Annotated in this window: 17 protein-coding genes; 12 read left to right on the plus strand and 5 right to left on the minus strand. The window is 71.7% G+C overall.

The window, feature by feature from the left end; all coding sequences use genetic code 11:
- The first annotated feature begins 73 nt into the window (after positions 1–73).
- From E1267_RS20135 to E1267_RS20160, 6 genes are read left to right on the plus strand one after another with little or no spacing between them, the layout of a single operon-like run.
- On the plus strand, positions 74–529 hold the full coding sequence (locus tag E1267_RS20135; protein WP_132334130.1) for an acyl-CoA synthetase family protein: 456 nt from the start codon (positions 74–76) through the stop codon (positions 527–529).
- Positions 529–1,632: an acyl-CoA dehydrogenase family protein gene (locus E1267_RS20140; protein WP_132334131.1), complete on the plus strand. Its 1,104-nt coding sequence runs from the start codon at positions 529–531 to the stop codon at positions 1,630–1,632. Before E1267_RS20135 ends, E1267_RS20140 begins: the two co-directional genes overlap by 1 nt.
- Positions 1,632–2,786 carry an acyl-CoA dehydrogenase family protein gene (locus E1267_RS20145; protein WP_132334132.1) on the plus strand — a complete coding sequence of 385 codons (1,155 nt, stop codon included), beginning with the start codon at positions 1,632–1,634 and terminating at the stop codon, positions 2,784–2,786. Before E1267_RS20140 ends, E1267_RS20145 begins: the two co-directional genes overlap by 1 nt.
- The gene (locus E1267_RS20150) at positions 2,783–3,676 is read left to right on the plus strand and encodes a bifunctional MaoC family dehydratase N-terminal/OB-fold nucleic acid binding domain-containing protein (protein ID WP_132334133.1); all 894 of its coding nucleotides are present in this window, start codon (positions 2,783–2,785) and stop codon (positions 3,674–3,676) included. Before E1267_RS20145 ends, E1267_RS20150 begins: the two co-directional genes overlap by 4 nt.
- A complete protein-coding gene (locus E1267_RS20155; RefSeq protein WP_132334134.1) occupies positions 3,676–4,089 on the plus strand; it encodes a MaoC family dehydratase in 414 nt (137 codons plus the stop codon). Before E1267_RS20150 ends, E1267_RS20155 begins: the two co-directional genes overlap by 1 nt.
- Before the next feature lie 17 nt (positions 4,090–4,106).
- Complete coding sequence (locus E1267_RS20160; protein WP_246064054.1) at positions 4,107–5,282, plus strand: lipid-transfer protein; 1,176 nt, start codon at positions 4,107–4,109, stop codon at positions 5,280–5,282.
- Here the strand turns inward: E1267_RS20160 and E1267_RS20165 are convergent.
- Entirely contained in the window at positions 5,272–6,837 is a 1,566-nt protein-coding gene (locus tag E1267_RS20165) for a sigma-70 family RNA polymerase sigma factor (protein ID WP_132334136.1), read from the minus strand. The two genes, E1267_RS20160 and E1267_RS20165, sit on opposite strands and share 11 nt — an antisense overlap.
- A 266-nt stretch (positions 6,838–7,103) precedes the next feature.
- Between E1267_RS20165 and E1267_RS20170 the strand changes: the two genes are divergently transcribed.
- Genes E1267_RS20170 through E1267_RS20190 form a run of 5 tightly spaced genes read left to right on the plus strand, consistent with a single transcriptional unit; the run spans position 7,104 to position 11,009 of the window.
- Positions 7,104–8,165 (plus strand): ABC transporter ATP-binding protein, encoded by a 1,062-nt coding sequence (locus E1267_RS20170; protein WP_132334137.1) that lies wholly within the window; start codon positions 7,104–7,106, stop codon positions 8,163–8,165.
- Entirely contained in the window at positions 8,158–8,838 is a 681-nt protein-coding gene (locus E1267_RS20175) for an ABC transporter permease (RefSeq protein WP_132334138.1), read from the plus strand. The genes E1267_RS20170 and E1267_RS20175 overlap by 8 nt, the downstream gene beginning before the upstream one ends.
- Positions 8,835–9,527, plus strand: a complete 693-nt coding sequence (locus tag E1267_RS20180) for an ABC transporter permease (protein WP_132334139.1) — start codon at positions 8,835–8,837, stop codon at positions 9,525–9,527. Before E1267_RS20175 ends, E1267_RS20180 begins: the two co-directional genes overlap by 4 nt.
- Before the next feature lie 38 nt (positions 9,528–9,565).
- Complete coding sequence (locus E1267_RS20185) at positions 9,566–10,486, plus strand: ABC transporter substrate-binding protein (protein ID WP_132334140.1); 921 nt, start codon at positions 9,566–9,568, stop codon at positions 10,484–10,486.
- A 40-nt stretch (positions 10,487–10,526) separates the two neighbouring features.
- On the plus strand, positions 10,527–11,009 hold the full coding sequence (locus E1267_RS20190; protein WP_246064056.1) for a flavin reductase family protein: 483 nt from the start codon (positions 10,527–10,529) through the stop codon (positions 11,007–11,009).
- A gap of 16 nt (positions 11,010–11,025) precedes the next feature.
- Here E1267_RS20190 and sppA read toward each other — a convergent pair whose 3' ends face one another.
- Positions 11,026–12,723: a signal peptide peptidase SppA gene (gene sppA / locus E1267_RS20195; protein ID WP_132334142.1), complete on the minus strand. Its 1,698-nt coding sequence runs from the start codon at positions 12,721–12,723 to the stop codon at positions 11,026–11,028.
- Between the two features lie 151 nt (positions 12,724–12,874).
- On the opposite strand from sppA, the gene E1267_RS20200 reads away from it, so the two are divergent.
- Positions 12,875–15,637: an AfsR/SARP family transcriptional regulator gene (locus tag E1267_RS20200; protein ID WP_165959696.1), complete on the plus strand. Its 2,763-nt coding sequence runs from the start codon at positions 12,875–12,877 to the stop codon at positions 15,635–15,637.
- Between the two features lie 216 nt (positions 15,638–15,853).
- Here E1267_RS20200 and E1267_RS20205 read toward each other — a convergent pair whose 3' ends face one another.
- The 3 genes from E1267_RS20205 to E1267_RS20215 form a co-directional block, all read right to left on the minus strand.
- Positions 15,854–17,209, minus strand: coding sequence for a S8 family peptidase (locus E1267_RS20205; RefSeq protein WP_165959697.1), 1,356 nt, complete (start codon positions 17,207–17,209; stop codon positions 15,854–15,856).
- Positions 17,210–17,364: 155 nt separating this feature from the next.
- Positions 17,365–18,738, minus strand: a complete 1,374-nt coding sequence (locus E1267_RS20210; RefSeq protein ID WP_165959698.1) for a S8 family peptidase — start codon at positions 18,736–18,738, stop codon at positions 17,365–17,367.
- Between the two features lie 192 nt (positions 18,739–18,930).
- Positions 18,931–20,748: S8 family peptidase (locus tag E1267_RS20215; RefSeq protein WP_165959699.1), on the minus strand; the 1,818-nt coding region annotated here is incomplete at its 5' end.

Consider the following 20,748-nt stretch of genomic DNA (forward strand, 5'->3'; position numbering starts at 1 on the left):
GGTGGCTACTGGACAGATATTAGAATCTGTTCTAGTTTGCGATTCGTCTTACCTAGCGCCTGCTGGAGGAGCGATGACCGCGGACACGCTCGCGTCCCTGCTTCTCGACCGGGCCGAGGACGACCGGCCGGGGCTCATGTTCGAGGACACGACGTGGTCGTGGCGCGAGCACGTCGCCGCCTGCCGGGCGACCGGCGCGTGGTTGCCGGCGCAGGGCGCTGGAGCGCACGTCGGGGTGCTCTGCGACAACGTTCCCGAGCTGGTCTTTCTCGTGGGCGCGGCGGCGCTGGGCGGGCCCGTGGTGGTCGCGCCGAACCCGACCCGGGCGGTCGGCGAACCGGTCCGTGACGCCCGCGCCACCGACGTGAGCCTCCTGCTCGCCGGCGACCCCTACGGGCCGGCCGCCCGTACGGTCGCCGAAGTCTGGCTCCGCACCCCCGGCGGGTTCCGGCTGCGGACGGACGCTGACGTCAAGGGGACAGAGGAGGAGTTCGTACGGCACGGCAGGCACCACCTCTTGGAGCGCTGATGGATTTCGATCTGGACGAGACCCAGCAGGACCTGAACAAGCTGGCGGCCGAGGTCCTGGCCGGGGAAGGGAACGAGGACCGGCTCCGGCAGGCCGGTCTGATGAGCGTGTGCGTCCCCGAGGAGGCGGGCGGGGCCGGGCTCGGGCCGGTGGAGATGGCCGTGGTGCTGCGCGAGGTGGGGGCGCGGGCGGCGCCGGTCCCCGCGCTGGCCACGTTGGTGAGCACGCTGGCCCTGGCCCGCCACGGCACCCCTGACCAGCAGCGTCGCGTCACCCGTGCCACCGTCGCCCTCCGCGAGCCCGGCCGGGCCCTGGCCGAACCGCCCACGACGGCCGCCCGCCGTATCGGCGGCCCGGACGGCTCCGCGAGTCGCGGGGCGGTTCCGTCCGATGCGCCCGGCGACGCGGGCGGAACGCCGGTTCCCGCCGGTGCGTCCGACGGCGGATGGGCGCTGACGGGGCGGAAGGTGTCGGTGCCCCATCTCGGCGGCTCGGCGCTCGTCGCAGCCGACGCGGGGTTGTTCCTGGTCGAAGGGATACCGGATGGGTCGGGCGGCCCCGGTGGGCCGGTGCGCGGGGTGCGGGCGGCTCCCGAGTTCGCCTCCACCGGCGAGCCCGCGGCCACTCTCGTGTTCGACGACGCCCCGGCCGAGCGGGTCGGCGGGCCCGAGGCGGTGGACGGAACCAGGAGGCTGTTCATGGCCGCCGTCGCCGCCCAGGCCTCCGGCGTCCTCGCGGGAGCGCTGGAGCTGACCACGTCGTACATCAGGACACGTCGGCAGTTCGGCCGGGCGCTGGCCGAGTTCCAGGCGGTGACCATGCAGATCGCCGACGTCTACATCGCGGGACGGGCGCTCGACGTGGCCATGTGGTCGGCGGCGTGGCGGCTGGGGGAAGGGCTGCCGGCCGACCAGGACCTGGCGCTGGCCGCGTACCACGCCGGAGAGGCCGTCAAGGCGCTCCACACCTGCCAGCACCTGCACGGCGGGCTTGGGCTGGACGTGACCTACCCGCTGCACCGCCACTTCGCGCAGGCCAAGCACCTGTCCCACCTGCTCGGCGGTGCCGGAGCCCAGCTCGACCTGATGGGAGCGCTCGTCTGATGCTGATCGACCTCACTCCTGACCAGCGCGCGCTCCGGGACGAGCTGCGCGAGTACTTCCATGGTTGCCTGACCGCCGAGGACCGCAGGAAGATCGCCGAGGACCCGTTCGGCGAGACGTACATGGAGCACTGCCGCCGCCTCGGCCGCGACGGCAGGCTCGGCCTCGGGTGGCCCAAGGAATACGGCGGTGGCGGCTACGGCCCCCTGGAGCAGCAGATCTTCGCCAACGAGATCGCCCGCGCCGGCGTGCCGTACCCGATCATCACGGTGCAGACCGTCGGGCCCACGCTCATGCAGTACGGGACTCCGGAGCAGAAGGACTTCTTCCTGCCGCGCATCCTCGCCGGCGAGTGCCACTTCGCCATCGGCTACAGCGAGCCGGAAGCGGGCACCGACCTGGCCTCCCTGCGGACCACGGCGGTGCTCGACGGCGACCACTACGTCGTCAACGGGCAGAAGATCTTCACCAGCGGCGCGCACTACGCGCAGTACATCTGGCTCGCGGCCCGTACGAACCTCGAGGCCAAGAAGCACAAGGGCATCACCATGATGATCGTCTCCACGGACGACCCCGGCTACTCGTGGACCCCGATCGTGACCATGGACGGCCGCCACCACACCAACGCCACGTACTACTCCGACGTGCGCGTCCCCGTGAACATGGTGGTAGGCGAGGTGGACCGCGGCTGGGACCTGATCGTCAACCAGCTCAACCACGAACGCGTCACCCTGGGCCCCGCGGGAAACCTCGGTCAGACCTACGACCGTTTCCTCGCCTGGGCGCGCCGTACGGGCCTGGCGGGCCATCCTGACGTACGGCGCGCGCTGGCCGCGGTGTGGGCCGCCTTCCGCACCAACGAGCTGCTCAACTGGCAGGTCGCCGCCAACATGGACCTCGGCTGGCTGGGAGCGCCCGACGCGTCCGCCACCAAGATCTACGGCTCGGAGCGCATGCAGGAAGCGGGCAGGATCGTCGGCGACACCCTGGCGAGGCACGGCGACCCGTCCGACCCCGAGACGGCCGAGCTGCTCGAACGCGTGGACCTCGGGGTCAAGGGCGCGGTGGTGCTGACGTTCGGCGGCGGGGTGAACGAGGTGCAGCGGGAACTGATCGCGATGCTCGGCCTGAACCTGCCGAGGCCCCCGCGATGACCGAGGCGGAGCTGCGGGAGCTGGCGGGCAAGCAGGCGGCGCTGGGGGAGGTGCGCGGCGCGCCGGGCCCCGACCCGGTGAACGCGCCCATGATCAGGCACTGGCTGGCCGCCATGGGCGACACCAACCCGGCCTACCTGGACAAGGGCCTGGCCCCACCCGCGATGGCGCAGGTGTGGACCATGCAGGCTCCCCGCCAGGGCCGCTCGCCGGTGGACGACCCGATGGCCGCGCTCGACGGCGCCGGCTACACGGGCGTGGTGGCGACCAACTGCGAGCAGACCTACCACCGCTACGCGCGCGTGGGTGAGCGGCTGACGCCCGCCACCCGGTTCACCGACCTGGCGGGCCCCAAACAGACCGCGCTCGGCGTGGGCTACTTCGCCACCTGGAACGTCACCTGGTACGGCGACGGCGACGAGCCGGTGGCCGAGATGCTCTTCCGCGTGCTCAAGTTCCGGCCCAGGCAAGGCGCGGGCGAGGAGCGGCCGCCGTACCCGTTGCAGCCGGCGGTCAACCAGGACACGGCGTTCTTCTGGGAGGGCGCGAAGAGCGGCGAGCTGCGCATCCAGACCTGCGCCGACTGCGGGCGGTTACGCCACCCGCCGGGCCCTCTGTGCACTCGCTGCCGCTCGTCCCACCTGACCTACACGGTCGCGAGCGGCCACGGAACCCTCTACAGCTACGTCGTCCACCACCATCCGCCGGTGCCCGGCCGGGAGACGCCGTTCGTGGTGGGCGTGGTGGAGCTGCCGGAGGGCGTACGGGTCGTGGGCAACGTCGTGGGCTGCCCGCCCGGGGAGGTGGAGATCGGGATGGCGCTGCGCGTGGCGTACCGGCCGATGGACGACCGGCTCGTCCTCCCCATGTGGATCCCGGAGGAGCCGTGATGCGAACGCTGACCGCGGACGAGGTCGAGGCCGGAGCCGAGCTGCCCGAGTTGTCCGTCGAGCTCACGCCGACCGTGGTCGTCTCGGCCGCCCTGGCCACCATGGACCTCACCCCGGTGCACCACGACACGGAACGGGCCCGCGCCCAGGGCTCGAAGGACATCTTCCTCAACATCCTGACCACGATGGGCCTGGTCCAGCGGTACGTCACCGACTGGGCGGGCCCGGAGGCCGTCATCAAGGGCATCGACGTCAGGCTCGGCGTCCCGGCGTACGCGGGCGACCGCCTGACCTTCACCGGGACGGTCGTGTCGCGCGAGGGCGGGCGCGTCACGGTCGAGGTGCGCGGCAAGGTGAGCCTGGGCTCCCACGCCGGCGGCACCGTCACCCTGACCCTTCCCCCAGCCGGATGAACCAGAAGGAGAGGGTGTTGTCGCGAACGAGCGCCGCCATCGCGGGCATCGGCGCCACCGAGTTCAGCAAGCGGTCGGGACGGTCGGAGCTGCGGCTCGCCGCCGAGGCCGTGCTGTCGGCGCTGGACGACGCCGGGTTGTCACCCGGTGACGTGGACGGCCTGGTGACCTTCACCCAGGACGCGAACCAGGAGATCGCCGTGGCCAGGGAGACGGGCATCGGCGAGCTGACGTACTTCTCCCGCGTCGACTACGGAGGCGGTGCGGCCTGCGGGACGGTGGCGCACGCCGCCATGGCCGTGGCGACGGGCATGGCGCGTACGGTGGTGTGCTACCGCGCCTTCAACGAACGTTCGGGACGTCGCTTCGGCCAGCCGAACGCCCGCACAGGAGGCGACCCCACCTCGCAGGGGCTGGAGATGAGCTGGCACGTGCCGTTCGGGCTGATGACGCCGGCGGCCTGGGTGGCCATGTTCGCGCAGCGCTATCTGCACGTCCACGGAGCGAGCTCCGAGGACTTCGGCCGGGTGGCGGTGGCCATGCGCAGGCACGCGGCCACCAACCCGGCCGCCTGGTTCCACCAGCGGCCCATCACGCTGGAGGAGCACCAGGCGTCCAGGTGGATCGTGGAGCCGCTGCACCTCCTCGACTGCTGCCAGGAGAGCGACGGCGCGGTGGCGCTCGTCGTGACCGGCGCCGAACACGCCCGCGACCTGCGCCGCTCGCCGGCGTACATCACGGCGGCGGCCCAGGGGGCGGGCGCGGACCAGATGATGATGACGAGCTACTACCGGGACGACATGACCGGGCTTCCCGAAATGTCGGTCGTCGCCCGGCAACTCTGGGAACAGTCCGGCCTGACTCCCCGCGACATCACCACCGCCATCCTGTACGACCACTTCACCCCGTTCGTGCTCACCCAGCTGGAGGAGCTCGGCTTCTGCGGTCGCGGCGAGGCGCCGGAGTTCGTCAAGGACGGGGGCATCGGGCTGGACGGGCGCCTGCCGGTCAACCCGCACGGCGGGCAACTCGGGGAGGCCTACATCCACGGCATGAACGGCATCGCGGAGGCGGTGCGCCAGATCCGGGGCACCGCCGCCAACCAGCTGGCCGGCGTCACCAACGTCCTGGTCACGGCCGGGACGGGGGTGCCCACCAGCGGTCTCATCCTGTCCGCGGCGGTCAGCCGTTGAAGATCGGCACGGAGAAGAAGACGATCATCGCGATCGCCACGCACATCAGGAACCCGACCAGCTCCCAGACCCAGTCGTAGTGGCGCTCCCGGCGGCGCCGCACCTTCCGCGGCCCGACGGGCGCCGGACGTCGCTTCGGCGCGGGCCTGGCCCGCACCGGGCGCGGCGCCAGCATCCCACCATCCTTCCGTGCGGAAGTGCCGCGAGCGGACGCCTCTGACGGCTCCCCGGAGCGCGGCCCGAGCATTGACGACTTCCGAGCGGGCTGCTCAAGCCCTCCGGAGGGCTGGTGGGCGGGATTCCTGCGGGTGGGGTGCCCCAGAGTGGGCGGCTCGCTCTGGTGAACCGCACTCTCGGGAGCCTCGTCGAGCGGAGCCTGCTGCTGGTCGGGCAGCCGGTAGACCGGCTCGGACGGCGCGGCGGACCGGGAGGGCGCGGCGGCCGGTCCGGCGGTGGCGTTTCCGCCGCTCCTGGCGCGCGGCCGGAACAGCGGCGCCGCCTCGCGGGCTTCGTCCTCCCCGCGCGACGGCGGCGGCGCTGGGCGGGCCGGCCCCTTGTGGACGAGGACGTCCCCCGTCATGTAGGGGTCGGGCGCGTCCTTGGGCAGGATCACGTCGCCCGTCGCGAACGGCCCAGGACCGTCGGGCTCGGGAGCGGCCATGAAGAACGGCCGCTCCCCCGGCGGTGAGGCCGACGCCCAGGGGCCGCCGAGCGGGTCCCTGAGCGGCCGGATGGAGCCGAGCGGGTCGCGCAGCCGATGGTGGTCGTCCGTGGCCTCGCGGTATTTCGGCATCGGGGTGGTGGTCGCGTCGTGCTCCGGCACCTGCGACGTCGAAGGCGGCGTCAGCAGCTCGGCGGGGAAGATCACCGTGCTGGTGGCGGGGTCGCCCTCGGCCGGCGGCTGCGGCCACATCGGCGGGCTGGGCCAGCGCGGCTTCACGAACAGCGGGCCTGGAGCCGCGGAGCGGGAGCCGGCGAAGTGGATGCGCAGCGCGCCGGGCGGCTGCGGCCACGGCAGCCGGCCGAGCACGTCGTTCAGCGGCGCCACGTGCAGCGCGCTGTAGACTTCGGCCACCGGCTTGGGCACGCGAATCCCGGTCGCGGCGAGGGCCGAGCCGAGCGACTCCCTGAACCGGTTGGCGGCCGCCACCGTCAGTTCCTCGGCGGTGTCGGGCGCGATGTCCAGCACCCACGCGAGCTCGGCCTTGCTCAGCCCGCAAACCGCGCACAACACCAGCACCTCGCGCTGGTGGGGCCGCAGGTCGCGCAGGACGCGCTCGACGAGCGCGGTGGCCGGGTCGATGAGCGGGTCGACGGCGGGCGGGGAGTAGACGATGTCGCGCCGGTGGATCTCACGGCGGGCGAACGCGTAAAGGGCGGCGCGGGGAGGCTGGGCGACCGGGACGCCGGTGAGCACGGCCACCAGGACATCGGACGCTGAGCCGACGTCGCCGAGCTGGTCGGCGCAGTATGCGAACAGCCCTGCGGCATGACGGTCGTAGAGCTCCGCGATCTGTTCGGCGCGCGGGCGCTGATCGGTGAGCGGCTGGGACACGGGCCGATCCTCTTGCTGAGTGCCGACGCTGAGGGTGAGGGTGCGCGTCAGGAGATTGTTGTGGTAATCATGCCAATCCCGATGGTCCGGCGCACTACCAGATGCAGATTTGGTGTAAATATCCCTGGTCAGTGAAACGCTTAAGCCCGCCCCGATGAGGACAGAGCGGCACGGATCGCCGTAGTCTGTGGATCCAAGAGATCATGCGGCGGTCGTGGCAGGGGGCTGCGACCCCTGCCAGAAGCCCACGGAGCGAAAGTTCGCGCGTGATCACATTCGACGCTGTCACCAAACGTTTCCCGGACGGAACGGTTGCCGTGGACGACCTCACCCTGGAGGCCCCCACAGGCGAGATCACCGTACTCGTCGGGCCCTCGGGCTGCGGCAAGACGACCTCCCTCCGGATGATCAATCGCATGATCGACGCCTCGGAGGGAAAGATCCTCCTCGACGGCGTGCCGGTCCAGAGCATCGCCCCCCCGACGCTGCGCCGCGGCATCGGGTACGTCATCCAGCAGGCCGGGCTGTTCCCGCACCGGAAGATCGTCGACAACATCGCCACCGTCCCCTACCTCCTCGGCTGGGACCGGAAGAGGGCCCGCGGCAGGGCCATGGAGCTGCTCGAACGGGTCGGGCTCGACGCGGCGCTGGCCGGCCGCTACCCGTTCCAGCTGTCGGGCGGGCAACAGCAGCGCGTGGGCGTGGCCAGGGCGCTGGCCGCCGACCCGCCCGTGCTCCTCATGGACGAGCCGTTCAGCGCGGTCGACCCCGTGGTGCGTACGACCCTGCAGGAGGAGCTGCTCAGGCTCCAGAGTGAGCTGAACAAGACCATCGTGTTCGTCACGCACGACATCGACGAGGCCATCAAGCTCGGCGACAAGGTGGCGGTGCTGCGCGTCGGCGGCAGGCTCGCGCAGCTGGCCGCGCCCAAGACGTTGTTGTCGGAGCCGTCCGACGACTTCGTCCGCGAGTTCCTCGGTCACGACAGGGGGATCAGGCGGCTGCAGTTCGTCTCCACGGAGGGGCTGCGGCTGCGTACCGACCTGACGGTCCGGCAGGGCGGCGAGGGCGGCTCGTCGGAGGAGCCGTGGCTGCTGGTCGTCGACGAGCAGGGCGGGCCGGTCGGATGGATCGCCGGGGCGCGCCCCGGCGAGCTGGAGCCGTTCGGGACGTTCCTGTACGGCCGCGACTCGATGCGCTCGGCGCTCGACGCGGCGCTGCTGTCGCCGTCGGGCTGCTCGGTGGCCGTGGACGACGAGGGCAAGGTCGTCGGCGTGGCCACGAGAGAGGCACTCGACGAGGCGCTGGCGGAGGCCGCGGATGGGTGAGGGTCCTCCTTCCCTCTGGGAGTGGATCGGGCGCAACTGGGACACCGGCCGGGCGGGCAGCATCAAGGACCTGCTCCTCGACCACCTCACCATGTCGCTCGTGCCGATCCTGCTCGCGCTCGTCGTGGCGCTGCCGCTGGGCCTGGCCTGTGTGCGCTGGCGCTGGCTCTACCAGCCCGCCTCCGGCCTGATGAACGTCGTCTACGCGCTGCCGTCGCTGCCGGTCTTCATGCTGCTGATCTCGGTGACCGGGCTGACGCAGACCACGGTGATCATCCCGCTCGCCTTCTACGGCGTGGCGGTCCTCCTGCCCGCCGTGGTCGGCGGGCTGGACTCGGTGCCCGACCACGTGCGCCAGTCGGCCGTCGCGATGGGCTTCACGCCGCGGCGCCGGCTGCTGGCGGTGGAACTGCCGATCGCGGTGCCGGTGGTGCTGGCCGGCCTGCGGGTGGTCGCGGTCTCCAGCATCAGCCTGGTCAGCGTGGGCGCGCTGATCGGGCAGGGCGGCCTCGGCGGGCTGTTCACCCGGGCGTACCAGAACCCGTTCATGCCGCCGGTGATCGTCGGCATCGTACTGATCGTGCTGCTGGCGCTGATCGCGGACGGCCTGCTGGTCCTGGCGCAGCGGCTGCTCACCCCGTGGGTGCGCGCGCGGAAGGGGGCCACGTCGTGAACTGGCTGATCTCGTTCTTCGCCTGGATGGGGGAGTTCTTCGGCAACGGCGAGAACTGGTCGGGACCCGGCGGAATCCCCATGCGACTGCTGGAGCACCTGGAGTTCTCGGCGCTGGCGCTGCTGCTGGCCGTGCTGGTGGCCGTGCCGCTGGGGCTGGTGATCGGGCACACGGGCCGGGGAGAGGTGCTGGTCGTCATCTCGGCGAACCTGGCGCGGGCGCTGCCGACGCTGGGGCTGCTGGTGATGTTCGTGCTGCTGCTCGGCACGGCCTCGATCTGGCCGGTGATCATTCCGCTGGTGCTGCTGTCGGTTCCGCCGATCCTGGTCAACACCTTCGAGGGCATCAAGGGGGTCGATCCCGACCTGCGCGACGCGGCGTACGGGATGGGCCTGCGCGGCGGGCAGGTGCTCGGGCGGGTGCTGGTGCCGGTCGCGCTGCCGCTGATCCTGCTGGGCTGCCGGCTGTCGGCGATCCAGGTCGTGGCCACCACGACGGTCGCGGCGTACACCGGGCTCGGCGGGCTCGGGCGTTACGTGATCGACGGTTTCGCGACGAAGGATTACGCCGGCGTCGTCGGTGGTTCCGTATTGATCGTGCTGTTCGCGCTCGTGGTGCAGCTCCTGTTCACACTCGCGCAGAGGGTGACGGTCTCGCCGGGGGTGAGCCGGCGAGTGAATGTTCGATAGCCTCCTGAATTACCTCCCGCTTGAGAAGGGAAAGCAACATGAGACGCATGTTCGGCACCGCGGCGGTGCTCGTGTCAGCGGTGCTCACGCTGGCCGCCTGCGGTGGCGGCGGCACCGCGGGCAACCCGCTCGACACCACGAGTGCGGCCCCCAGCGGTACGGCCTCGGGCGGGGGCAAGGCCGTCATCGGATCGTTCGACTTCGACGAGAGCGTGCTGCTCGCCTCGATCTACGCCCAGGCCCTCGAGGCCAAGGGCGTGCAGGTGGAGGAGAAGCCGCGCATCGGCAGCCGCGAGGCCGTCTATGACCAGGTCAAGAGCGGTGGCCTGACCATCGTGCCGGAATACAACGGCAACCTCCTCGCCTTCATCGACCAGGCCGCCACAGCCGCCACCACCGACGAGGTGAACACGGCGCTGAAGGAGAAGCTGCCCGCCGAGCTGGAGGTGCTCGACTCCTCGCCCGCCGAGGACAAGGACACCCTGTCCGTCACCAAGGACACCCAGACCAAGCAGTCGCTCACCACCATGGACGACCTCGCCAAGGTCTCCACGAGCATGATCGTCGGTGGCCCGCCCGAGTTCAAGAAACGGTGGGAGAAGCGGTTCAAGGACGTCTACGGGGTCGAGTTCAAGGAGTGGAAGCCCACCGGGCCCACCACGGCCGACGCCCTGAAGGACGGCACGATCCAGGTCGGCAACGTCTTCAGCACCGACCCGAAGATCGCCGCCAACGACCTGGCGCCGCTCGAGGACACCAAGAACATCTTCCCGGCCCAGAACGTGACGCCGCTGCTCCACAAGGCGTCCGCCTCCGACCCGATCCGCACGACGCTCAACGGCATCTCCGCCAAACTGACCACCGAGTCGCTGCTGGAGATGATGCAGAAGATCTCCGTCAACAAGGACGAGCCCGCCATGGTGGCCGAGGAATGGCTGACCTCCAACGGCCTGCGCTGACGCCCGCCGCATGGGCCGCCGGACGCCGGGGGTCCTCGCGGTGAGCGAGTTCACGGAGGCGATGGCGCAGCTCGCGGCCGGCGTGGCGGTGGTGACCGTACGCGACGGGCGCGACGATCTGGGCACCACCGTCTCGGCGCTGATGTCCGTGTCGCTGGATCCGCCGCTCGTCCTGGTGAGCGTGGGCAGCCGCGGTTACCTCAACGAGGTGCTGCTGCGCCAGGACCGCTGGGCCGCGTCGCTGCTGTCGTCGGGGCAGGCGGCCGTCGCCAGCAGGTTCGCCACCCCCGGGCGGCCCAGCGCCCGCCTGCTGGTGGCCGGCACACCGCACCATCGCGGGCCGCACACGCAGGCGCTGGTGGTGGAGGGAGGGGTGGCCGCGCTGGAGGCCGAGACCACCAAGGTGGTGCCGGCCGGCGACCACACCCTCTATGTCGCCACCGTCCTCGCCGTCGACTACGTCGAGCCCGACCTGCAGCCCCTCGTGCGGCTCCGCGGTCGCTACCGCGCGATCGGCATGTGACGGCTGCGCCCCGCCGTCAGCGGATGACGTACCACGAAGGCAGGATGAGCGGACCCGTGGCGGGCAGGCCCAGCTCGGCGGAGAGCCGGGCCAGCGGGCCCCAGGCGTCCATGCGGAGCCTGGCCAGCGCAGCCGACTTGTCCTCGCTCGAGTCGGGGCCGCGCAGGCGCTCCAGCGGGTTGAGCCGGGGATAGACCCGCACCGGCGCGTCGTCGGCCAGGCCGGCCCGCCCGCGCGCCAGGGCCAGCGCGTGCTCCAGCCCGCCCAGCTCGTCGACCAGGCCGTTCGCCTGCGCGTCGGCGCCGGTCCACACCCGCCCCCTGGCCAGCTCGTGGGCGCGCTCGCGGGTCAGGTCGCGGCTCTTGGCCACCTTGCCCACGAAGTCGTCGTAGATCCGGTCGAGCCAGGCGTTGATCCGCTCCCACTGCTCGGGGGAGAAGCCGCGCGAGGAGGAGAACATCCCGGCGTTGGCCCCGCTGCCCACGAGCTCGGTGCTCATCCCGATCTTCTCGAACAGCTCGGCGAGCACGGCCTTGCCGCCGTAGACCCCGATCGAGCCCGTCAGCGTGCCCGGCTGCGCCACGATCACGTCGGCGGCCATCGACACGAAGTAGCCGCCGGAGGCCGCCACGTCGCCCATCGACACGATCACCGGCTTGACCTTGCGCGTCAGCGTCACCTCGCGCCACACCGTGTCGCTGGCGACGTAGGAGCCCCCCGGGCTGTCGACCCGGAACACGACGGCCTTGACCTGCTCGTCCCGCCTGGCCGCCCGCAGCGCGGCGCTGATCGTGTCGGAGCCCATCGCCCCGCCCCCGCCGAGCGGGCTGCGCCCGCTGCGGCCGGACCTGATCATGCCGTGGCCGTGGACCAGCGCGACCGCGTCGGACATCGGCTGCGGCAGCCTGCGCACGGCGGCGCCCTTGGCGTAGCGAGAGACGTACAGCAGGTGGGCCTCGGCGCCCGCGGACCGCTTGACCTCGTCGTAGACCTCGTCGCGGTAGGCCAGCGCGTCGACCAGCCCTTCCTCCAGCGCCTCGGCGGAGGTGAACGGGCCCCGGTCGAACAGCTCGCGCACCTTGCCGGGGTCGAGCCTGCGGCCCTCGGCGATGCCCGCGACCAGGCTCTCGGTGACCGACTCCACGATGCGGCCGATGGACTCGCGGTGCGCCTCGGTCATGTGGTCCTGGGTGAAGGTGTTGGCGGCGGTTTTGTACTCGTGCCGCTGCGCCACTTCGTAGCCGACGCCCAGCTTGGACAGCGTGCCCTTGACGAAGCGCTGCTCCACCGCCACCCCGGTCAGCCCGACGTCGCCGCTCGGCTGCAGGTGGACCCGCTCGAAGGCGGTGGCCAGGTAGTAGGGCACGGTGCCGCCGCCGAACTCGCCGAACGTCTCGGCGAACGCCACTGCCGGCTTGCCGGAGGCGCGGAAGTGGGTCACCGCCTGGCGCAGCTCCTGCACCATGGCCAGGCCCATCGGGTTGCCCCCGATCTTGACGACCAGCCCCTTGACCCTGGGGTCCTGCCTGGCCCGCCGGAGCCCCGACAGGACGTCGGACAGGCGTGGCTTGCGCATCGACAGGACCACGGTGAGCGGATCCGACGGTGGGCCTTCCGTGAGGCCCTCGGTGAGGTCGAGCTCCAGCACCAGCGGGGCGGTGCGCCGCTGGCGAAGCCTGTCGACGGTTTCGAAGATCGCCTTGCCTGCGTCCATGAGAGCCACCCTAAAGCGGCACCATCCGAAACGCGCTGAGAAGATGTGGCCGGGGCCCGCGCTCCTGGCCGGGGCCCTTGGCGGCCAGGAGCGCGGGCGCCGCGATAGCTTCGACATGAGTGCCGGTCAAAGGAAGGGAGCGCGGCGGGGTATGCCCGGGGTTTCGATCCGTCTTCTCGGACCGTTCGAGGTGCGGCTGCCCGACCGTACGGTGCAGATCGCCTCGAAACGGCAGCGTGCTCTACTGGCGAGCCTCGCCCTGCAGCCGGGGCGCATCGTGTCCGTCGAGATTCTGACCGAGCGGATCTGGGGCGCTGACCTGCCGTCGAGCCCTCGCGAGGCCGTGCAGAACAACGTTCACCGGCTCCGACGGCTGCTCGGGCCCGAGCAGGGCGGGCTGGTGCGCAACGTCGTCGACGGATACGTGCTGGACGTCGGCCCCGACCAGGTGGACGCGTCGCGGTTCGCCGGGCTCGTCCACGACGCGGAGCGGGCCGCGGTCGACGAGCCAGAGCGCGCCCGCGAGCTGCTGCGGGCCGCGCTGGAGTTGTGGCGGGGCGAGCCGCTCGGCGACGTCGCGTCCGACTCGCTCCAGCGTGACCACGCGCCCGCGCTGACCGAGCGTTACCTCGCGGCCGTCGAGCGGCGGATCGACCTCGACCTGGCGCTCGGCGACCGCGCGCCGAGCACGCTGATCGCCGAGTTGCGCGTGCTGACCTCCCGCTTCCCGGTACGCGAGCCGCTGTGGGAGCGGCTGCTGACCGTGCTGATCGCGGACCGGCGGCAGGCGGAGGCGCTGGAGGCGTACGAGTCCGTACGGAAGATCGTCGCGGACACGCTCGGCGCGGACCCGTCGGCGGCCCTGCGTCGCCTGCACCGGCAGCTGCTGGACGGAGACCCCGAGCCGGAACGGGTGACACCGCGGCAGTTGCCGCCGACGCCGGCGGGGTTCGCCGGCCGGACGGCCGAGCTCGGCGCGCTCGACGAGGAGCTCGCCCGCTGGTCCGGCAGCGGGCTCGCCCTGGTCGCGATCCACGGCGTCGGCGGCGCGGGCAAGTCGGCGCTCGCGGTGCACTGGGCCAGGCTCAGGCAGGACCGTTTCTCCGACGGGCAGCTCTACCTCGACCTGCACGGCTACGGCCCCGGCCGGCCGATCACGGCGGAGGCGGCGCTCGGCCGGCTGCTGCGCTCGATCGGCACGCCGCCCGACCGCGTCCCGAACGACGCGGGCGAGGCCGCGGCGCTGCTGCGCACCCTGCTCGCCGGGCGCCGGATGCTGCTCCTCCTCGACAACGCCCACGACGCCGGACACGTCAGGTCGCTGCTGCCGGGTTCCGACTGCTTCGTCATCGTCACCAGCAGGAGCGACCTGCGCGGCCTGGCCGCGCGCGACGGGGCGCACCGGCTGGCGCTGCGCGAGCTGCCCGACGACGACGCCCTGGCGCTGCTGACGACGGCGATCCCATGGCACAGGGCGGAGGCGGAGCCCGACGCGCTGGCCGAGCTGGCCCGGCTGTGCGGACGCCTGCCGCTGGCCCTGCGCATCGCCGCCGAGCTGGGCTCCCAGTATCCCGACCGTTCGCTCGCCGACCTGGTCGACGACCTGCGGCAGCGTCGCAGCCCGCTGGACGCCCTGGCCGACAGCGACCCAGGAGCCGACCTGCGTACGGTGTTCTCGTGGTCGTACGACCTGCTTCCGCAGGACCTGGCCCGTGCCTTCTCCCACCTCGGTTGCTACCCGGGCAGTGACATCGGGCTGCCGGGCGCGGCCGCGCTGCTGGACGTCGCGCCGGCCACGGCGCGCGACCTGCTCGACCGGCTGGCCGCCGTGCACCTGCTGGAGAGGCACCGGCCGGGGCGCTACCGGCTGCACGACCTGCTCAGGGAGTACGCCGGGGAGCGGCTGGCCGCCGACCGGCCGGAAGCGGGTGCGGCGGCGTTGCGCCGGGTCCTCGACTGGTATCTGCGGGCGGCCGGCAAAGCCCGCATCGCGCTCGGCTTCTCACGCCCGATCTCGCTCACCGGCAGCGTCGGCGAGACCGCGGTCCCGCTGCCCGACCTTCCCGACAGCGGTGCGGCGTCCGAATGGTTCGAGACCGAACGCAGCACGCTGGTCGCCGCCGTCGCCGCCGCCGCCGACCACGGCCTGCCGGATCACGGCTGGCAGCTGGCCTCCGAGATACGGGACTTCCTCGACCGGGCGCGCTATTTCCCCGACTGGCTGGCGGCGGGCCGGTCAGGGCTGGAGTGCGCGGAGCAACTCGGCGATCCGCTGGCCGGATACCAGGCCGCGTTCGTGCTCGGGGGCGCCTACTCCATCACCGGCGCGTACGAGGAGGCCGACGCGACGCTGCGCCAGGCCCTGCGGAACGCCGAGCGGCTCGGCGACACCGCGAAGATCTCCCGGGCACTGAGCCTGCTCGGGCTGGTCTGGCAGCGGGCCGAGGACTACGACCGCGCGTTGGCCTACCATCGGCAGGCCGAGGTCGCCGCCCGGCCCGAGCCCTACGCGGTGGTCCGGGCCCATGCCCTGCTCAACTACGGCGCCACCCAGATCGTGGCCGGGCGCTGCGCCGACGCCCTTGGCAACACCCGCGAGGCGCTGGAGATCTACCAGGAGCACGGTCTTGAGCTGCAGGAGGCGTGCGCATGGACCAACCTCGCCGCGGCCTACCAAGGGACCGCCGACTACCCGACGGCGTTGGACCACTGCGAGAAGGCGCTGGCGATCTCCCTGCGGCTGGCCGACGTGAGCGGTCAGGTCGAGTCGTTGACGACCCAGGGCGAGATCCAGCTCGCGATGGGCCGCCCGGATGCCGCGCGCGCCTCCTGGGAGGAGGCGCGCGGGCTGCTCAGACCGGCTGATCCCAATCACGCCAGTCTCGATCAGCTGCTCAGGGGCCTGAGCTGCTGATCACGCGAAGCCGGTTGTCCGGTTCTGGTAATGGTTGCCTCCCCCGTGCACTTGCCACCACGTACTCCCTGGGGAGCCGATGTCGGGACAGCACATCAGAGGCCGCTATCAAATCGCTCTCATGCGCCCACCGCGGTGGAAAGCGGGATCGCCGGGGCTTGGGCGTGAGCTTCGGGAGCGTCGGCGGGTGAGCGGTGAGCGCCCACCCGCCGACGGTCAGCGGGCGCGCAACGCGGCCCACACGTCGATGCGGGGCGTTGTGACCTCGGTGCCCGCGCTCTCGTACGTGATCGGCTTGCCGGTGCGCTGCAGCGTCGCCAGCAGTCCGTCCACCGGGGCGTTGCGGCGCTTCTCGCGCAGCAGCGCGAAGGCGCCCGCCACGTGCGGGGCGGCCATCGAGGTGCCGCTGAGCGTCGCGTACGCGTTTCCGGCGATCGCCCCCGTGATGGACACGCCCGGCGCGTAGACGTCGAGCAGCGTGCCCCGGTTGGAGAAGGCGGCCACGGCGTCCTGCTTGTCCGTGGCGCCGACGGCGACGGTGTTCGAGACGCACGCCGGCCACGACACCGACGCGTCGAGGCCGGCGTTGCCCGAGGCGACCACCGTGGCGACGCCCTTGGCGAGGAGCTTGTCCACCTCGGCCTTGAAGTCGGCACCGTCGCCCGTGTCGCAGGCGGTGGTGTACTCGCCGCCGCCCAGGCTGAGGTTGACGGAGGCGAGCTTGTACTGGGACGTCAACAGTTCGGCGTACGCCATGCCGGTCAGGATCGACGAGTCGTAGGCCAGGATGCAGACGGGCTGGCCGGAGCAGTACGGCGAGTTGTCGAACCGGCTGAACACCTGCACCGGCACGATGAGCGCCTTGGGCGCGACGCCGTCGGCGGCGAAGCCGGCGGTCCGCTGCCCGGCGGCGATGCCGGCGACGTGGGTGCCGTGGTAGCACAGGCCGTACTGCGGCTGCGGGGCGTCCTTCGTGCAGGCTGCGCTCTCGGCGCTGGCGGCGCCCGGGCCGGCCTGGGACTCGGTGCCGTTGGGGCACAGCGGCGTGGAGCCGTCGACGGGGTCGGTGGCGGAGAAGCACGCCTCCGACACGATGCGGTCGCCGAAGGCCGGGTGGTCGGTGTCGATCCCGGTGTCCAGGATCGCGACGGCCGTGCGGTTGCCGGTGGTGCCGTCGGCGTGCGCCCGGTCGGCGCCGATCAGAGGGACGCTCTCCACCAGCGAGGGTTTGTTGAGCTTGTCCTTGCGGATCGAGACGACCGCGGTCTGCGCGGCGAGCTTCTCGAGTTCGGCGCGGGTGCCGCGGTAGACGAAGAAGTTCAGCGCGCCGGCCACTGCGGCGGGCGGTGCCGCGAAGATGTTCTTCTTGCCCCGCTTGATCTTCTCAGCGCTCGACAGCACGGACTTCACCTGGTCGGGCTGTTGCACGCGGACGATGGCGCGGTGTTCGCCGCTCGCCGTGATCGAGGGGTCGATCTTGCTTTTCGGGTCGGCGAGGGCGGGTGTGGCGATGAGCGCGGCCGAAGTGGTGGCTAAGGCGATCGCGCCGGCCAGCAGAGACGACAGTCTCAACTGATCCTCCGGTGGTTCGGGGGGCAATTCTCACCGGAAGTGTAGTAATCGGACAAGTGTTGTCAGAAGGGCAGATGAGTTCTGTTATCCGTTCTTGTTCTCTTCTGTGATGACCGGCGCGGCCGGAGCCTCCGGACTCCGGCCGTGACGCCCCTTCAGACGCGTGCGGCAGGGGTGGCCCGTTCCGCGTCAATCCTGGCGGTGACCGTCGAGGTGCCTCCGGCGTCGTACCGGATGGGTGTGCCCGTGCTCTTCAGCCGCTGCAGGCTCTGCGCGACGGTGTTGTTCGCGTACGCCTGCTTCATCAGCGCGAACATGCCGGCCACATGGGGGGCGGCCATCGAGGTGCCGCTCAGCTCGCCGTAGGTGTCGTCGGGCACCGAGGAGTTGATGCCCACCCCCGGCGCGAACAGGTCCAGCATGGCCCCCCGGTTACTGAAGGCCGCGGGGGTGTCGTTGTCGCCGGTCGCGCCCACCGCGACGGCTGTGGAGATGCAGGCGGGAGAGGAGACACCGGTCGGGGAGCCGCTGTTGCCCGCCGCCACCACGGGCGCCACGCCCAGCGCCACGAGCGCGTCGAACTCCGGCTTGACCCCCGCGGCCGCGGGGTCGGCGTCGCACGCCTCGGTGAACAGGCCCCCGCCGGCCAGGCTCAGGTTCACCGCGGCGACGTTGCTGCCCCTCGCGACCCGGGCCACGTATTCGAGCGCCAGCTTCTGGTCCGAGGTGTAGCTGAGGAAACAGGGCGCGCTGCCGCCCCCTGACCCGCAGGTCAGGGGGTTGTCCACGCGGCTGAAGACCTGGATGGCGAGGATCCCCGCCGCGGGGGCGACGCCGTTGGACGGCGCCCCCGCGGTCACCGCGCCCGCCGCGATGCCGGCCACGTGCGTGCCGTGCGAGCAGGCGTTCGCCCCGTTGACCAGGCACTGGGCGGTCTCGGCATCCGCCGAGCCCGGCCCTGTCTGGCTCGGCTGGCTGTTCGGGCAGAGCGAGACGGTGCCGTCACTGGCGTCGGAGGAGGAGAAGCACGCCTCGTCCACCAGCCGGCCGCGGAAGAACGGATGGTCCCGGTCGATGCCCGTGTCGAGCACGGCGACCGTCGTGCCCCTCCCCGTCCAGCCGGCGGTGTTCGCCCGGTCCGAGCGGATCAGGGCGGTGCTGGCGTCCAGCGTGGGATGGCGCAACTCGTCCTTGTAGACGGACTGGATCCTGTCGTCCTTCCTGAGCTTGGCCAGCGTGCGCTGGTCCACCTCGGCGACGAAGAATCGCGACGACGAGGCCGCCTCCAGGACCCGGCTCCCCTCCGAGGCCTGTTCGAGCTCCTTGGCGACGACCTGGGCGTTCTGGCCGGGCTTGAGCTGGATGATGGAGCGAACCCGGGTCTTCGCCTTGATCTCCGCGACGAGCGCGGGGCTGATGACGGGGTCGCCGGTGTCTTTCGTGTCGGCTTGCAGCGGCGGCGCCGCGAACAGCACGGCGCACGACACGGCCAGCGCGCTCGCGCATGCCGACAGAGACCGTAGCCTCACATGTTCCTCCGAAGGTCGGTTCGTCCTTGAGGCTGGGAGCGTTCCGCTCCTGGCCGCGTACTGCCGCATACATCCCCCTTGCCACAAGGGTGATGTGGGAGATGAAAGCGAGCACCGCGACCTTGGAGACGTTTTTGCCTCAGGGCGACCAAAGGGAAAGGCCGGTCGGACGAGACCGGCCTTTCCCATGGGTCACCTGGTCGACTTGACGACCTTCTTCGTCGCCTTCTTCAGCGCCGACTTGGACGGCTTCTCGCTGAGCCGCACCTTCTCGGCGGCGGCCAGCGTCGTGGTGCCGTTCGTGCCGTGCGCCCAGTTCAGCCAGGCCGTCAGCAGCGCGCCGTCCAGCCTGGCCTTGCCCGTGCCGGTGTTCTTCAGCACCCGGTACGCCTTGCCGAGCGAGGACGCCTTCGTCAGCTCGGGGAACACCTTGCTCGACTTGCCGATCAGCTTCAGGTAGCAGGTGAGCGTGTCGTCGGCGATCGTCCCGCTGCCGCGGTGGATCTCCACGGCCCACTTCTTGGCCGTCAGTTTCCTGGCCGTCCTGCCCCGCGTGCAGACCGTGCTCGCCGGTTTCACGACAGGGCTCGCGGTGACCGTCACCGTGACCGTCACGGTGGGCAGCGGCACCGGTGAGGCGGACGACGTCGGCTCCGGGCCAGGGTCCGCCGGGTCGTCCGGCTGGGGAGAGGGGCCGCTGCCGTCACCCGGATCGGGGCGGGGGTCGTCGGGCGGCGCCACCGGGGTCTGCGAGATCGGCGGCTGCGGCGCGGCCCCGGCCAGCGCCGCCGCCAGGTCGAGGCGTGGCGTGGTGACCTGCGTGCCGTTGGCGTCGTACACGTACGGCCTGCCGGTCGTCTTCAGCTTGTCGATCAGCTCGGCCATCGGCGTCTGCGGGAAGGCCGCCTTCATCAGCGCGAGCCCGCCTGCCACGTGCGGGGTGGCCATGGAGGTGCCGCTGTAGACGGTGGTCGCGTCGTCCGGCACCGACGACTCGATGTCCACGCCCGGCGCGAACAGGTCGAGCACGGCGCCGCGGTTGGAGAAGTCCGCGATGGCGTCGCCGCCGTCGTTCGCGCCCACGGCCACGGCGCTGGAGATGCAGGCCGGGTACGAGGCCCCCTCGAAGAACTCGTTGCCCGCGGCCACCACGGTCGCTATGCCCTTGGCCAGCAGCGCGTCGATCTTCGGCTTGAAGATCGCCCCTTCCTCGGAGGTGTCGCACTCGTTCTCGAACAACAGCCCGCCGAGGCTCAGGTTCACCGCGGCGACCGGCTGGCTCAGCCCGGCCACGTAGTCCATGGCCTGCAGCAGCGACGACTCGTAGGCCAGCAGGCACGACGGCTCGCCGCAGAGGTTCTCGTCGTTGACCCGGCTGAACACCTGCACCGCCACGATGCCCGCCCCGGGCGCCACACCGCCGCTGCCGGCCGCGATGCCCGCCACGTGGGTGCCGTGGTCGCACAGGTTGACGCCGCCCGACAGGCACTTCCCGGTGGTCGCGTCGGCCGCGCCGGCCCCGGACTGCTGTGTCTGGCCGTTCGGGCAGAGCGACTCGACGCCGGGTTCGACGGCGGAGAAGCAGGCCTCGGCCACGACGCGGCCGTTGTACCAGGGGTGGTCGGGGTCGATGCCGGTGTCCAGCACCGCCACCGCCTGGCCGGCGCCGGTGAAGCCCTTGGCGTGTGCCTGGTCGGCGCCGATCAGCGTGAGGTTCGAGCCGGCCTGGGTCGGCGTGTACGTCCTGTCGCGGCGGATGGAGGCGACCCGCGGGTCCTCGGCCAGTCTGGCCAGCTCCTCGGCGGTGCCCTTCACGACCATGAACGCCTGGCTCTGCGGCTGCAGCACCACGTCCACGCTCTCGGCGGCGGCCTGGGCCGCGACGGGAGCGTTCTCCGCGGGGCCGGTCAGCTCGACGATGGCTCGCGCGACGCCACCGTCGACGCCTAAGCCCTCCTCGACCTTCTCCTCGGGCGGGGCCTCGGTTTCCGAGGGAGACTCAGCGGGGGG

Origin of the sequence: Nonomuraea longispora, from assembly GCF_004348345.1 — a bacterium.
In the GTDB taxonomy this organism is placed as follows: Bacteria; Actinomycetota; Actinomycetes; order Streptosporangiales; family Streptosporangiaceae; genus Nonomuraea; species Nonomuraea longispora.

Excerpts from the sequence above, each read along its gene's own strand:
- E1267_RS20135 (WP_132334130.1), top strand. The coding sequence starts at position 74 with ATGACCGCGGACACGCTCGCGTCCCTGCTTCTCGACCGGGCCGAGGAC.
- E1267_RS20140 (WP_132334131.1), top strand. The coding sequence starts at position 529 with ATGGATTTCGATCTGGACGAGACCCAGCAGGACCTGAACAAGCTGGCG.
- E1267_RS20145 (WP_132334132.1), top strand. The coding sequence starts at position 1,632 with ATGCTGATCGACCTCACTCCTGACCAGCGCGCGCTCCGGGACGAGCTG.
- E1267_RS20150 (WP_132334133.1), top strand. The coding sequence starts at position 2,783 with ATGACCGAGGCGGAGCTGCGGGAGCTGGCGGGCAAGCAGGCGGCGCTG.
- E1267_RS20155 (WP_132334134.1), top strand. The coding sequence starts at position 3,676 with ATGCGAACGCTGACCGCGGACGAGGTCGAGGCCGGAGCCGAGCTGCCC.
- E1267_RS20175 (WP_132334138.1), top strand. The coding sequence starts at position 8,158 with ATGGGTGAGGGTCCTCCTTCCCTCTGGGAGTGGATCGGGCGCAACTGG.
- E1267_RS20185 (WP_132334140.1), top strand. The coding sequence starts at position 9,566 with ATGAGACGCATGTTCGGCACCGCGGCGGTGCTCGTGTCAGCGGTGCTC.
- sppA (WP_132334142.1), bottom strand. The coding sequence starts at position 12,723 with ATGGACGCAGGCAAGGCGATCTTCGAAACCGTCGACAGGCTTCGCCAG.
- E1267_RS20200 (WP_165959696.1), top strand. The coding sequence starts at position 12,875 with ATGCCCGGGGTTTCGATCCGTCTTCTCGGACCGTTCGAGGTGCGGCTG.